The 13,674-nt window shown below is 65.7% G+C and carries 11 protein-coding genes and 4 pseudogenes; 13 read left to right on the plus strand and 2 right to left on the minus strand.

The genetic code is table 11. The features are described 5' to 3' along the window. Nucleotides 1-104: 104 nt before the first annotated feature. The 8 genes and pseudogenes from EBN1_RS21805 to EBN1_RS21840 all read left to right on the plus strand — a co-directional run. Complete coding sequence (locus tag EBN1_RS21805) at nt 105-1,877, plus strand: FAD-dependent oxidoreductase (RefSeq protein ID WP_049780411.1); 1,773 nt, start codon at nt 105-107, stop codon at nt 1,875-1,877. Between the two features lie 211 nt (nt 1,878-2,088). Then, on the plus strand, nt 2,089-3,246 hold the full coding sequence (locus EBN1_RS21810; protein WP_011255092.1) for an acyl-CoA dehydrogenase family protein: 1,158 nt from the start codon (nt 2,089-2,091) through the stop codon (nt 3,244-3,246). 10 nt (nt 3,247-3,256) lie between these two features. After that, on the plus strand, nt 3,257-4,240 hold the full coding sequence (locus EBN1_RS21815; protein WP_011255091.1) for an acyl-CoA dehydrogenase family protein: 984 nt from the start codon (nt 3,257-3,259) through the stop codon (nt 4,238-4,240). Nucleotides 4,241-4,388: 148 nt separating this feature from the next. After that, nucleotides 4,389-4,853, plus strand: coding sequence for a CBS domain-containing protein (locus EBN1_RS21820; protein ID WP_041647954.1), 465 nt, complete (start codon nt 4,389-4,391; stop codon nt 4,851-4,853). Between the two features lie 36 nt (nt 4,854-4,889). After that, nucleotides 4,890-6,677: an FAD-dependent oxidoreductase gene (locus EBN1_RS21825; protein WP_011255089.1), complete on the plus strand. Its 1,788-nt coding sequence runs from the start codon at nt 4,890-4,892 to the stop codon at nt 6,675-6,677. Then, nucleotides 6,674-8,542: a 2-oxoacid:acceptor oxidoreductase subunit alpha gene (locus tag EBN1_RS21830; RefSeq protein WP_011255088.1), complete on the plus strand. Its 1,869-nt coding sequence runs from the start codon at nt 6,674-6,676 to the stop codon at nt 8,540-8,542. The genes EBN1_RS21825 and EBN1_RS21830 overlap by 4 nt, the downstream gene beginning before the upstream one ends. Beyond that, nucleotides 8,539-9,594 carry a 2-oxoacid:ferredoxin oxidoreductase subunit beta gene (locus EBN1_RS21835; RefSeq protein ID WP_011255087.1) on the plus strand — a complete coding sequence of 352 codons (1,056 nt, stop codon included), beginning with the start codon at nt 8,539-8,541 and terminating at the stop codon, nt 9,592-9,594. The genes EBN1_RS21830 and EBN1_RS21835 overlap by 4 nt, the downstream gene beginning before the upstream one ends. A 69-nt stretch (nt 9,595-9,663) precedes the next feature. Then, nucleotides 9,664-10,023 (plus strand): annotated as a pseudogene (locus tag EBN1_RS21840) (electron transfer flavoprotein subunit beta/FixA family protein); the annotation flags it as partial. Nucleotide 10,024: 1 nt separating this feature from the next. On the opposite strand, the pseudogene EBN1_RS21845 reads toward EBN1_RS21840, so the two are convergent. Then, nucleotides 10,025-10,211, minus strand: a pseudogene (locus EBN1_RS21845) (electron transfer flavoprotein subunit beta/FixA family protein); the annotation flags it as partial. On the opposite strand from EBN1_RS21845, the gene EBN1_RS21850 reads away from it, so the two are divergent. The 3 genes and pseudogenes from EBN1_RS21850 to EBN1_RS21860 form a co-directional block, all read left to right on the plus strand. Further along, nucleotides 10,211-10,351, plus strand: a complete 141-nt coding sequence (locus EBN1_RS21850; protein WP_197531916.1) for a hypothetical protein — start codon at nt 10,211-10,213, stop codon at nt 10,349-10,351. The pseudogene EBN1_RS21845 and the gene EBN1_RS21850 overlap by 1 nt on opposite strands. Nucleotides 10,352-10,688: 337 nt before the next feature. Continuing rightward, a complete protein-coding gene (locus EBN1_RS21855; RefSeq protein ID WP_041647956.1) occupies nt 10,689-10,910 on the plus strand; it encodes a hypothetical protein in 222 nt (73 codons plus the stop codon). A 204-nt stretch (nt 10,911-11,114) separates the two neighbouring features. Continuing rightward, a pseudogene (locus EBN1_RS21860) lies at nt 11,115-11,496 on the plus strand (IS21 family transposase); the annotation flags it as partial. A 40-nt stretch (nt 11,497-11,536) separates the two neighbouring features. On the opposite strand, the pseudogene trfA reads toward EBN1_RS21860, so the two are convergent. Beyond that, nucleotides 11,537-11,779 (minus strand): annotated as a pseudogene (trfA, locus tag EBN1_RS21865) (plasmid replication initiator TrfA); the annotation flags it as partial. A gap of 269 nt (nt 11,780-12,048) precedes the next feature. Between trfA and EBN1_RS21870 the strand changes: the two are divergent. Both EBN1_RS21870 and trbB read left to right on the plus strand, forming a co-directional pair. Continuing rightward, nucleotides 12,049-12,411 (plus strand): transcriptional regulator, encoded by a 363-nt coding sequence (locus EBN1_RS21870; RefSeq protein ID WP_011255084.1) that lies wholly within the window; start codon nt 12,049-12,051, stop codon nt 12,409-12,411. 295 nt (nt 12,412-12,706) lie between these two features. Then, nucleotides 12,707-13,666, plus strand: coding sequence for a P-type conjugative transfer ATPase TrbB (gene trbB, locus EBN1_RS21875; protein WP_011255083.1), 960 nt, complete (start codon nt 12,707-12,709; stop codon nt 13,664-13,666). Nucleotides 13,667-13,674: the final 8 nt, after the last annotated feature.

The following is a 13,674-nucleotide window of genomic DNA, read 5'->3' on the forward strand; positions in this document are numbered from 1 at the left end:
AGTAACTTATTACGCTATAAAAATATAAATCTTGCGATCCGTACATGGCGCCCGATTCAGCCCGCGATAGGCTCTCGAGTCGGCCCGGGCCCCTGAAGATCGGCATGGAAGAAAAGGAGACAACTTTGACGAATACCCCTCCGAAGCGCCCGACCCGGCGCGAAGCACTGATCCGAGGCGGCCTGACGATAGGCGGACTGGCGGCCTGGGCGGTCGCGCCCGCCGCCGAGGGGGCCCAGCCTGCGGCCAAGTGGGACCACGAAGCCGACGTGGTGTGTGTGGGCAGCGGCGCAGCTGGCTGTGCGGCCGCGGTGACCGCTGCGGCGGCCGGGGCGAAGGTGATTGTCATCGAGAAGCTGCCGACTACTGGCGGCACCACCAACAAGTCGGCCGGCATCGCCTGGATTCCAAACAACCGCTTCATGTCGGCGCAGGGACTGCGCGACGACAAGGTCGACTGCCTGCGCTATCTGGCGCGCTACTCGTATCCGGGCGAGTACGACCCGAACAGCCCCACGCTGGGCCTGTCAACGCCCGCCTATCGGCTGCTCGAGGCCTTCTACGCCCACGGCGCGGCCACGGTCGAGCACCTGGAAGAGATGGGGGCGGCGCACTTCCAAGAATACAAAATGTGGCACGTCAATCGGCTCGCCCCGGACTATGCCGACCACCTGCCCGAGAACTGCGCCCCGCGCGGGCGGGCGCTCGAGCCGGTCGATCGCAGCGGCACCTACGTGGGCGGGGCCGGGCTGGCCGCGCAGATGGCCGAGTGGCTGCGCCAGCGCGGCGTGCCGATCCTGCTCGAGCACGCCGTGACCGCGCTGGTGCAAGAGGGCGGGCGCGTGGTGGGCGTCGAGGCGCGCACGGGCGAGCGGCTCGTACGCATCCGCGCGCGCCGCGCGGTCATCTTCGGCAGCGGCGGCTATGCCCACAACCCCGAGCTGGTCGCGCGCCACCAGCCGGGCCTGTATGGCAGCTGCGCGATGCCCGGCTCCACAGGTGACTTTATCCCGATTGCCGGGGCGATGGGCGCGAGCATGGGCACGCTCGGCACGGCCTGGCGCACCCAAGTGGTGCTCGAGGAGGCGCTGCAAAGCCGTGCCATCGGCTTGGGCGCGTTCGTGCTGCCGGGCGACTCGATGATCGTAGTCAACAAGTACGGCCGGCGCGTGGTTAACGAAAAGATCAACTACAACGACCGCACCGAAACGCACTTCGTCTACGACCCGGTGGCCAAGGAGTACCCCAACCGCTTCCAGTTCATGGTCTTCGACGAGCGCACCCTCGACGGCTTCGGCGGCGCTTTTCCGCTGCCCACCACGCGCGCCTCCGACCCCTTCCTCATCGGCGGCGCAACCCTGGCCGAGCTTGCCACGAACATCCAGGCGCGCATGCAGAAGATCGGCGCGCACATCGGCGCCTACCGGCTCGCGCCCGAGTTTGCCGCCACCCTCGAGCAGGCCGTGGCCCGCTTCAACGGCTACGCCGCCGCCGGCAAAGACGCCGAGTTCGAGCGCGGGCTGCACGACTACGATCGCGACTGGCATGCGGTGTTCTCGCCGATGCGTCAGGGCACCGCCCAGCCGCCCAACCCGATGCCTAACGTCACCATGCATCCGCTCAGCGACCAGGGCCCGTTCTACGCCCTCATCCTCGGGCCGGGTGCGCTCGACACCTGCGGTGGTCCCGCGATCAACGAGCAGGCGCAGGTGCTCGACTGCGCCGACCGCCCCATCCTCGGCCTGTACGGCGCGGGCAACTGCGTGGCCAGCCCCTCCGGGCGCGCCTACTACGGCGCCGGCCACACCATCGGCGTCGCGCTCACCTTCGGCCACATCGCCGCCCGCCACGCCCTCGCCCACGGAGACACGGCGTGACCGCGTGGATGCTCCTCCCGGTCCGCTGGCCCGTGGACATCGGCGGGCCGGCGGCCCGAGGCTGCAGGGTGCTGATCCCCTGCGAGTCACGCGGCGGTTTCTTCGGCCCGCGGTGCCAGCTGCCGGTGAATGAGCGGCCTGCCGGGGCGCTCTCCGGCTCGGCGCGGCCCGCGCGTTCACCCCATTCCTACTGCTGCAGCAAGTTATCCGCATGACCAATCTCGTCAGTACCTTTCGCTACACACAATTACCGCCTGCGGCCGAGGCATTCCGGCTCGAGATCAAGGCGTTTCTGATCTCGGCGATGGATGCCCTGCCTGCCGATGTGCGCGCTCGCTCCTGGACCGGCTTCGACGCTGAGTTCAGCCACAAGCTGGCGGCGCGGGGGTGGGTGGGCATTACGCTGCCAGCCGAATACGGCGGGGCGAACCTCGACCCGTTCTCGCGTTTCGTTCTGGTCGAAGAGCTGTTGGCGGTCGGGGCGCCGGTGTCGGCGCACTGGATCGCGGACCGCCAGAGCGGTCCGTTGATCCTGCGCTATGGCACGGAGGCGCAGCGGCGCTTCTATCTGCCCAGGATCTGCGGCGCCAAGGCGTTCTTCTGCATCGGCATGAGCGAGCCCAACGCCGGCTCGGACCTCGGCAGCGTCGGCACCCGTGCCACCCGCACCGAGCACGGCTGGCGCCTGAACGGCCGCAAGATCTGGACCACCAACGCCGTCCATTGCCAGTACATGCTCGCGCTGGTGCGCACTTCCGGCAGCCCGCAGGATCGGCAGAAGGGGCTCTCCCAAGTCATCGTAGACCTCTCGCTGCCCGGCGTTACGGTACGGCCCATCGAGGATCTCACCGGCGACACGCACTTCTCGGAAGTGTTCTTCGATGATGTGGAACTCGGTGACGACGCGCTCATCGGCCAGGAAGGCAACGGCTGGGAGCAGGTGACCGCGGAACTGGCCTTCGAGCGCAGCGGCCCGGAGCGCCTGTATTCGAGCCTCGTCCTGGTCGATCGCTGGATCGACTACCTGCGCCAGAGCGGGAATGGCGAAGCGCATGCGCGCCAGATCGGACGCTTCGTGTCCCACCTCACGGCACTGCGCAACATGTCGGTGGCGGTGACGAGCCAGCTCGCGCACGGCGCCAGCCCGGTGGTGGAGGCGGCGCTCGTCAAGGACCTCGGCACCGAATTCGAGCAAAGCATCCCGGCTTCAATCGAGGCTGCGATCGCCGCCAATCCGATGCTGGCGGTCGATGCGGAGCTCTATCGAACCGTCGCGTTTCTGAGCCAGATCGCGCCGACCTTTTCCCTGCGTGGCGGCACGCGCGAAATCCTGCGCGGCGTCATCGCGCGCGGACTCGGCTTACGTTAAAGGTGGGGCCATGTTTGTAGAAGCGATTGAGAAGATTCTCGAAGATCATTGCAGTCCGGCCGAGGTCCGCAACGTCGAAAGCGGGTGCGGCTCCCCCGCCCCTTTGTGGGAGTCGGTGGCGGAGGCCGGCTTTCTTGAGCTGTTGGGCTCGGACGAGCAGGGTGGGGGGGGGCTTACGCTGGCTGAGTTGTTCCCCGTGATCGCCGCGTTCGGCCGTCACGCCATGCCGCTGCCCTTCGCGCAGAGCATCGTGGCGCGGGCGCTGCTCGCGCCTGGCGGCGAAGTGCCCGCGGGGATGCTGACCCTTGGGGCTGGCTGCCGGCGGATTGACGGCCGCATCGTGTGCCCCATGGTGCCGTTCGGTGTAGTGGCCGACTACGTTCTGGTCGACGAGGGCGACAGTCTCCTGGTGTTGCCATGCGCCGCGGCGCAGCGCACGCCGACCGGCGTTTCCCGCAGCCTGGTGGCAACGCTGAGTTGGGCGGAGGCAACGCCCCACGCGCGTCTCGCGGCTCAGGGCGTCCATGTGCAGCCGTTCTCCGCGGCAATTCATGCGGCGCTCATAAGCGGTGCATTGCATCGCGTCCTCGAGATGACCCTGCAGTACGCCAACGACCGCTCGCAGTTCGGCAAGTCGATCGGCAAGTTCCAGGCCATCCAGCACCAGATCAGCGTGATGGCCGAGAACGTGGCCGCCGCGAGCATGGCGGCAGAGGCAGCCTTCCAGGGCGAGGCGTCGCAGCCGGCCCTGCTGCCGAGCGGCATGGCAAAGGCCCGGGCTAGCGAAGCGGCCGTTCAGGCGGCGGCCATTGCGCACGCCGTGCATGGTGCGATCGGCGTCACAGAGGAGTATGACCTTCAGCTGTACACCCGGCGCCTGCACGAGTGGCGCATGGCGCACGGCTCGGAGGACTACTGGAATCTGATCGTCGGGCGGCTGGCGCTGGCACATCCGCATCCGACCATTACCGATTTCGTGCGCCTGGGCGGCTGACGATGGGCAAGAGACGCGGATTGCCGAGCGCCACGACGGTGGGCGCGTGATATCCGGCGTGCGGCGATCGCCGTCGAAGGGCCGCGCTGCCGCGCGGCCCGACGCCCATACGGTGTGCGTCGGCGGGGAGCACCCGGTGGAGTCGAAAATGCAGCTGCGCGACATCCTTAGGATGAGAAATCGAGAGCGCGGCTTGCCGCGCATCCGCAGCGTGCCGCCGGAGGTGCTGCTGCTCGACGCCTTGAAGACCATGGCGCGGCACGCGCTCGGCGCGCTCGTCGTCTCGACTCGGGATCGCTTCATCGGCCTGGTGACCTTGAACGACGTGCTTCAAGCGCTCAGTTTGCGCGGTGCCGAAGTGCTGGCGGGCTCCGTCGACGAAATCATGAACGCTGAGGCGATCATCAGCCGACCGGATGATGCGATCGAGGACGTACGCAGGCTAATGTTCGAGCGTTGCCTCAGCCATGTGCCGGTGATTGACGAAGGCCGGCTGCTGGACGTCATTTCCCGAGTGGACGTGGCCGACGCCGCCTACGCCGAGTGCCAGTTCGAGAATCAGCTGTTGAAGCACTACATCAAGGGGTGGCCCGATCCGGATCGGGCCACCTGAAGAACGGTTGCAGTTCGAATGAAAGGGAGCTTGACCTTGAAGCCGACAGACCTTCGAGCGCCTGACTACCTGCACAAGGTGGTCGACTGCCAATGGGCATGTCCCGCCCATACCCCCGTGCCGGAGTACATCCGGCTGATCGCGGCGGGCCGCTATGCGGAAGCGTATGCGCTCAACTGGCAGTACAACGTGTTTCCCGGAATTCTGGGGCGGGTGTGCGACCGCCCGTGCGAGCCGGCGTGCCGGCGCGGCCGCGTCGAGCGCGAGCCGGTGGCGATCTGCCGCCTCAAGCGCGTGGCGGCCGACCACAAGGGCGACGTGGGCGCGCTGCTGGTGCCCTCGCCCGTGCAGCGAAACGGCAAGCGCGTTGCTTGTGTGGGGGCTGGGCCCGCTTCGCTCGCGGTGGCGCGCGATCTGGCTACCCGCGGCTACGCGGTCACCGTGTTCGACAGCGGCACCCAGGCGGGCGGGATGGTGCGCAGCCAGATCCCCAAGTTCCGCCTGCCCGATGCGGTGATCGACGAGGAGTGCGGTTACATCGAGGCGCTCGGGGTGGAGGTGCGCCTGGGCCATTGGGTACCGAGCCTGCAGGGGCTGCTGGCCGAAGGGTGGGATGCGGTGTTCGTCGGCACCGGCGCGCCGCGCGGACGGGATGCTGATATTGCCGGTCGCGAGGCGGCGGCCGCGAACATCTACTTGGGCATCGACTGGCTCGCGAACGTGGCCTTCGGGCATGTGGACACCATCGGCAAGCGCTTGATCGTGCTCGGCGGCGGCAACACCGCGATGGACTGCTGTCGCACCGCGCGGCGCCTGGGCGGCGAGGACGTGCGCGTGGTGGTGCGAAGCGGCTTCGAGGAGATGAAGGCCTCGCCCTGGGAGAAGGAGGAGGCGATGCACGAGGGCATCCCTATCCACAACTATCTCGTGCCGCTCGAATTCACCCACGAGGGTGGGCGCCTCACCGGGGTGCGCTTCGAGCGCGTGCGCGCCGAGTACGACGCCGCCGAGCGCCGCAGCCTCGTACCCACGGGCGAGGCCCCGGTGCACATGCCCTGTGACGACGTGCTGGTGGCGATCGGTCAGGAGAACAGCTTTCCGTGGATCGAGCGCGACATCGGCCTTGAGTTCGACCGCTGGGGCCTGCCGGTGCTCGATGCGCGCACCTTCCAGTCGACGCTCGCGCCGGTGTTCTTCGGCGGCGATGCGGCCTTCGGACCGAAGAACATCATCACCGCGGTGGCCCAGGGCCACGAGGCGGCGATCTCGATCGACCGCTTCTGCCAGGGGCAGGCGGTGGCCGAGCGGCCGGAGGCGGTGGTCGAGCTGGTGAGCCAGAAGATGGGCATCCACGACTGGAGCTACGGCAACCGCGTCTCGGAGGAGGCGCGGCGCAAGGTGCCCACGTGCGAACTCGCGGCGGCGCTGCGCGACGTGCGTCTGGAGCTCGAGCTCGGTTTCGATGAGCGCCAGGCGCTCGCCGAAGCCGAGCGATGCCTGAACTGCGACGTGCACACGGTGTTCAGCGCGCCCGCCTGCATCGAGTGCAACGCCTGCGTCGACATCTGCCCGAGCGAGTGCATCACCTTCACCGCCGACGGCGAGGAGACTGAGCTGCGCGCACGGCTCACGGCGCCGGCCACGAACCCTGCGCAGCCCCTTTACGTGGCCGATGGCGTCAAGAGCGGTCGCATCATGGTCAAGGACGAAAACCTCTGCCTGCACTGCGGCATGTGCTCGGAGCGTTGCCCGACCGCGGCGTGGGACATGCAAAAGCTCAACCTGCGCCCGGCCCGTGAACAAGCGGAGACCACAGCACAATGAACCCCAAACACGTGATCCGCAGCACCAACGACTTCGTCGTCAAGTTCGCCAATATAAACGGCTCGGGCTCGGCCTCGGCCAACGAGCTGTTTGCCCGCGCGATCCTGCGCATGGGCGTGCCGGTGTCACCGCGCAACATCTTCCCCTCGAACATCCAGGGCATGCCCACTTGGTACGAGATGCGGGTGTCGGGGGCGGGCTGGCTCGGGCGGCGCGGCGGCTGCGACCTCATGGTGGCGCTCAACCCGCAGACCTGGGAGCGCGATCTGGCCGAGATCGAGCCGGGCGGCTACCTCGTCTACGACTCGTCCAAGCTGGTGCCGCGCGGGAAGCTGCGCGAGGACATCACGGTGATCGGCATCCCGCTCACCGCGCTCTGTAGCCGCGAGTTCGACGACCTGCGCCAGCGCCAGCTGGTGAGGAACATCATGTACGTGGGCGCGCTCGCGGCACTGCTCGACGTCGAGCTCGCGGTGGCCGAGGCGCTGCTCTCGGAGCAGTACCGCGGCAAGGACAAGCTCATCGAGGCCAACGTGAAGGCGCTGCGCATCGGCCATGCCTACGCCCGCGAACATTACCCCTGTCCGCTCGCGCTACGCGTGGAGCGCGCCGAGGCGGTGGGCGAGCGTATCTTCATCGACGGCAACAGCGCCAGCGGCCTCGGTGCGGTCTATGGCGGGGCGACGGTGGCCGGCTGGTACCCGATCACGCCCTCGACTTCGGTGGTGGAGGCCTTCGGCAGCTACTGCCGCAAGCTGCGCACTGACCCCGACAGCGGGCGCGCACGCTACGCCATTGTCCAGGCCGAGGACGAGCTTGCTGCGATCGGCATGGTGATCGGCGCCGGCTGGAACGGGGCGCGCGCCTTCACTGCGACCTCGGGGCCGGGGGTGTCGCTGATGCAGGAGTTTCTCGGCCTGGCCTACTTCGCCGAGATCCCGGCGGTGCTCTTTAACGTGCAGCGCGGCGGCCCATCGACCGGCATGCCCACCCGCACCCAGCAGTCCGATCTGCTCGCCTGCGCCTACGCCTCGCACGGCGACACCCGCCACGTGCTGCTCTTTCCTGAGGATCCGTATGAGTGCTTTGCCTTCGGCGCGCAGGCGTTCGATCTGGCCGAGCGGCTGCAGACGCCCGTCTTCGTCATGCTCGATCTCGATATCGGCATGAACGAGCGGCTGTGCCGGCCCTTCGACTGGGACGACAGCCGCCGCTACGACCGCGGCAAGGTGCTCATCCACGCCGATCTGGAAGCCGGCAAGGAGTTTGGCCGCTATCTGGACATCGACGGCGACGGCATCCCGTACCGCACGCTGCCGGGCACCCACCCCACCAAGGGCGCGTACTTCACCCGCGGCACCACGCGCAACGCCTACGCGCGCTATAGCGAAGCGGGCGCGGACTACGTCTCCAATATGGAGCGGCTGCGACGTAAGTTCGACACCGCCAAGACCTTGGTGCCTGCCCCGGTGCTCACCCCGGCGCCAGAGACCACGCGCGTGGGGGCGATCTGCTACGGCTCGACGAGCCCCGCGATGGCCGAGGCGATCGCGCTGCTCGGGGCGCAGGGCATTCACCTCGACGTGCTGCGCGTGCGCGCCTTCCCCTTTGCCGACGAGGTACTCGAGTTCATCGCCGACCACGACATCGTGTTCGTGGTCGAGCAGAACGAGAGCGCGCAGCTGCGGACACTCCTCATCAACGAGGGCGAGATCGCGCCGAAAAAGCTCATGCGCGTGCTGCACTACGACGGCACGCCGATCACCGCGCGCTTAATTGCTGGGTGCATCGGCGAGGCGCTCGCCGAGCGCGGCGCGAGCCCCCTTGGTACCCCCGCCCTTTCGCTGTGCAAGGTGGCCTCATGACCTATCTGCCCAAACCGAAACTGCTGCGCGCCGACGCCCCCCGCAACGCACTCGGCTACACCCGCCGCGACTACGAGGGGGCGATCTCGACCCTGTGCGCGGGCTGCGGCCACGACTCGATCAGCGCCGCGGTGGTGCAGGCGTGCTTCGATCTGGACATCGAGCCGCACCGCGTCGCCAAGCTCTCGGGCATCGGCTGCTCGTCGAAGACGCCCGACTACTTCCTGGGCGCCTCGCACGGCTTCAACAGCGTGCACGGGCGGATGCCCTCGGTGCTCACGGGGGCGGCGCTCGCCAACCGGGAGCTACTCTACCTCGGTGTGTCGGGCGACGGCGACTCCGCCTCGATCGGCATCGGCCAGTTCGCCCACGCCATGCGCCGCGGCGTGAACATGACCTATCTCGTCGAGAACAACGGCGTCTACGGGCTCACCAAGGGGCAGTTCTCGGCCACCGCCGACAAGGGCTCGAAGAGCAAGAAAGGCGTGGTAAATGCCGACACCCCGATAGATCTGGTCGCACTCGCCCTACAGCTGGGGGCCACTTACGTGGCGCGCAGCTTCTCGGGCGACCGCGAGCAGCTCGTGCCGCTCATCAAGGGGGCGCTGCGCCACCGCGGCCCGGCCTTCATCGACGTCATCAGCCCGTGCGTGACCTTCAACAACCACGCCGGCTCGACCAAGAGCTACGACTACGTGCGCGAGCACAACGAGGCGGTCAATGCAGTCGAGTTCATCCTGCCGTGCACCGCGATCGAGACCTCCTCCGCGCCGGGGAGCCTGCGCCGCGTGGTGCAGCACGACGGCTCGGTGCTGCACCTCCGAAAGCTCGGCCACGACTACGACTCCTCGGACCGCATCGGCGCGATGAACTACCTGCAGGAGCGCCAGGCGCTGGGCGAGCTCGTCACCGGGCTGCTCTACATCGACAGTGTCGGCGAGGAGCTGCATGCGCACCTCAATACGATCGAGACGCCGCTCAACCGGCTCGGCGACGCCGAGCTGTGTCCCGGTAGCCGCGCGCTCCAGGCGCTGAACGCGAGCTTGCGATAGCTGGAATTGAACGCTGGCCGGCCTCGCGCCAAGCGGGCCGCCGCACAACAACAGAGTTGAAGTGAAGTGATGAAGATCCTGGTCCCAGTCAAACGGGTGACCGATCCGAACGTCAAGGTGCGGGTCAAGAGCGACGGCAGCGGGGTGGAGCTCGCGAAGGCCAAGATAGCGGTGAACCCCTTCGGCGAGATGACCGTCGAGGAGGCGGTGCGGCTGAAGGAAGCGGGCCTCGCCCGCGAGGTGGCGGCGGTCCCGTGCGGCGTTGCGGCCTGCCAGGAGACGCTGCGCGCGGCGCTGGCGATCGATGCCGACCGCGCCGTCCTGGTCGAGACCGAGGCCGAGCTGCAGCCGCTCGCGGTGGCCGAGCTCTTGAAGGCGGTGGCCGAGCGCGAGGGCCCGCAGCTGGTACCCAGCGGCAAGCAGGAGATCGCACCTTTGCTCCGTTCTTCAGTCGGTCGATGAGCTCGCCCACGTCGGCCACCTTCACCGCGCCGCGCTTGGGCGGCTCGGCGACCTTGAGCGTCGCCAGCCGCGGCCCCACCTCGACGCCGAGCCCGGGGCAGGGTGTCGAGCGGCTTTTTCTTCGCCTTCATGATGTTCGACAGCATCGCGTAGCGTGCACGCGGGCGGCTACAGCCACATCCTCGGCGCGGGCAGGCCCAAGGATCTCGAAGCGCCGATCTTCCAGGTGGCCGACTACGGCGTGGTGGGGGACCTCTTCGAGCTCGTGCAGCAGCTCGCCGCGGCGCTCGACTGAGCGACAGTCCAGTTTTTTGTTTTTTTGGGTCCCCTCCGGTGACATTACCTCTCCTCCTAGGTCACCGGCTTTGTCCGGTTCATCGATGGCAGATCGATGAACCGGATTTTTTAACCGTTCGGCATGTGAGCCGCACGCGCATTCGATTCCCGTCAACCGGCGTCTTCCTCTCCAGATCGCTCCTCGGACGCCGGTTCTTTCGCCCATCCGGCTGTTCGGCCGGATGGGCATATTTTTCGTGCGAGTAGTCGACCGAACATCTTTGGAATCCATATTGACGAGTGTCGCGGACATCTTCTCCTTTCTGGTGACAAGGTAGATCGCGCCGAAGAAGCTCGTGCGCGTGCTGCACTACGACGGCACGCCGATCACCGCGCGCTTCATCGCTGGGTGCATCGGCGAGGCGCTCGCCGAGCGCGGCGAGAGCGCCATTGGTACCCCCGCCCTTTCGCTGCGCAAGGTCGGCGACCGCGTGTCGTGGCAGTTGCCGCGTCGGCTCATGCTCGGCAACAGTCCGTGCGCCTTCAGGATGAGGATTCCGAACCCACGTAACCGCTGATTCCGAAAGAGTGTGACCGGCGATTCCGCAGTTGTGACCGTGGATTCCGACTTGATCGTGACTGATTTCGGCGAGTTGTCGGAATGGGCGGTCACGATGCCGGATCCCTCGGTCACGATCAAATCGGAACGGAGTTTGCGAGGCCAAGCGTAGCAACGTCGTTTGTCCGGCCGCTACCCTCGCGCGCTTTGCGTGGAGATGGCGATGCCGGCGGAGCGTATTGCCATACACAAGATCAGAGAGCTGTTACGGCTCAAGTACGACTGCGCGCTCTCGCATGAACGGATCGCCCGCGCGCTGTCGGTTTCGAAAGGGGTGGTCGCCAAGTATGTGAAAGCTGCCCGCAGTTGTCTTCGGCTGACGAAGCCGAGTTGCGCGAGTTGCTGGGTGTTGCGACCCGCGGACACGGGGCGAGCCTCAGATACGTCGCGCCGGATCTGGCGGCGGTTCACCAGTGCCTCAAGCGCAAGAGCGTCAGGCTCGCGCTGCTGTGGAAAGAGTACGTCCAGGCCGCTGCTGACCCGCCTCCCAGTACTCGCGCTTTTGCGACCTGTACCGGGACTTTGCCCGGCGCCTGAAGCGATCATCGATGCTCCGACCGGCGAGGGGTCGCACGCGCACACGATTTCGTCGTCTGCGGCGCGGAGCTCGATCCTCGTGTAAAGGAGGGAAACGTGCTCGTTGTAGTGGAACAGTTTTCCGTGCATCAGCGTCTTGCGCGGCTCCCGCTTGTTCCTAGCCGTGAAGATGGATGACCGCGCGTAGTCGCTAGGGATGTGGCGCAAGTCCTCGCGCTCGCCAATCGTAGCCGGGAACAACAGGTCAAGCTGAAACTGTTTCTCGTTCGGCTTGATTCCTTTGCTATTCAGGTAGGCATGGCGTTGGAGTTCTCGACGCTGGCGATTACCTCGTTAGTCATCACCACCCCCTGTCGTGTTGATTCAGCCAAAAAGCGGCAAAGTTAGCCGCCACGATGCATTATCGCTCGCCGCGAGTCGATCCAAACGGCCAGCGGGGCCACTATGCGGCATACTATCATCGTGGGTAAAGTCGCCGTAAGTATAGCTACACTTATCCAATCAGTCAAAGACTTTTAGCGGCTAAAATTAAGAACACGCAAATAAGAGGCCGGAAGCCCTTGTACAACTACATTTTCTTCACGAACATGCTGCGCCTCCTTGATGAACTGCACATGACTAAGCAGGAGCTGGCTGATAAATCGGGCGTGTCCATCTCTTTCCTCTCCGACATCACTACGGGCAAGGGCAACCCTTCCTTGAAAGTGATGGAGGACATTGCCAAGGCGTTGCAAACGCCGCTGCCCCTGCTGTTGGAATCGACAGACTTGGACCCGGCTTCCCTGGAAGCCCTGGCCGGTGAAAAGATGCCCAGCAGTCTCCCACCAGGCTATGTGCGGGTAGCGGTGGTACTACCGGAGCATCAAGCGTTCATCGTGAAGAAGTGGGCCGAAACAACCCGGAAGAAGCTTACGAAGGCGTAACACGAGGAAGGCAAGGCAGCACGAAAGCCAGAAAACGGCATTTTAGCGGCTAAAGCACGCTGGGCGCTCAACCTCCAACCCCACGTCCACAGCCCATCCGGCAGAAATACGCCGCGGCGCCCGCTCGGGTGCTTTGTCGGATTCTTCCCTCATTTTGCCTTAACCATGTCGCGTAAGCTGACAGAAACGTTTTCGTCAAATCGTTTCAATTCGTTTCCCTTTCGCCATAAATAAAATTCGATATATCGTCCAGTGCTAGGATTCAGAGAAATGACATTCTAGGCAGGCGGAAACGATGATCGAGCACGGCGAAGCGATCAGCATAAAGGAACGTGCGAAGCGCAAGCTCGAGCGAGATATGGGGCCGGAGTTCCTTGCCGCGCTGAGCGACCCCAAGACCGTCGAAATCATGCTCAATGCCGACGGCAAACTGTGGCAGGAAAAATTGGGTGAGCCGATGCAGTGCATCGGCTCAATGCGCGTGGCGCAGGCGCAGGCGATCATCGAGACCATCGCCGGCTACCACGGCAAGGAAGTCACGCGACAGAAGCCGATCCTCGAAGGCGAATTGCCCCTCGACGGCTCACGCTTCGCTGGCCAGATCCCTCCAGTAGTCCCGGCGCCGATCTTTGCCATTCGTAAGAAGGCCGTCGCCATCTTCACCCTCGATCAGTACGTCGAAAGCGGGGTGATGACCGCTGGGCAACGCGACGTGCTGATTGAGGCCGTCCGCGCGCATCGCAACGTCCTCGTGATCGGCGGGACCGGCAGCGGCAAGACCACCTTGGTGAACGCCCTCATCAACCAAATGGTGATCAATGACCCGACCGAGCGGGTTTTCATCATCGAGGACACGGGAGAAATCCAGTGCGCGGCCGAGAACTACGTCCAGTACCACACCAGCCTCGACGTGAGCATGACGGCGCTGCTCAAAACCACCCTGCGTATGCGCCCCGACCGAATCCTGGTCGGAGAGGTGCGCGGTCCCGAAGCCCTTGATCTCTTGATGGCCTGGAACACCGGTCATGAAGGAGGTGCCGCCACCCTTCACGCCAACAACGCGAAAGCCGGCCTTGATCGGCTCGCAATGCTCATCAGCATGCATTCCGACTCTCCCAAGCCCATCGAACCGCTCATCGGCCAAGCGGTTCATGTCGTCGTCCACATCGCCCGATCCGAAGGCGGCCGCCGCGTCCAGGAAATTATCGAGGTATCGGGTTTCGACCACGGCCGCTACATCACTAAAGCGCTTTAAAGGAGTAA

Origin of the sequence: Aromatoleum aromaticum EbN1, from assembly GCF_000025965.1 — a bacterium.
GTDB lineage: Bacteria > Pseudomonadota > Gammaproteobacteria > Burkholderiales > Rhodocyclaceae > Aromatoleum > Aromatoleum aromaticum.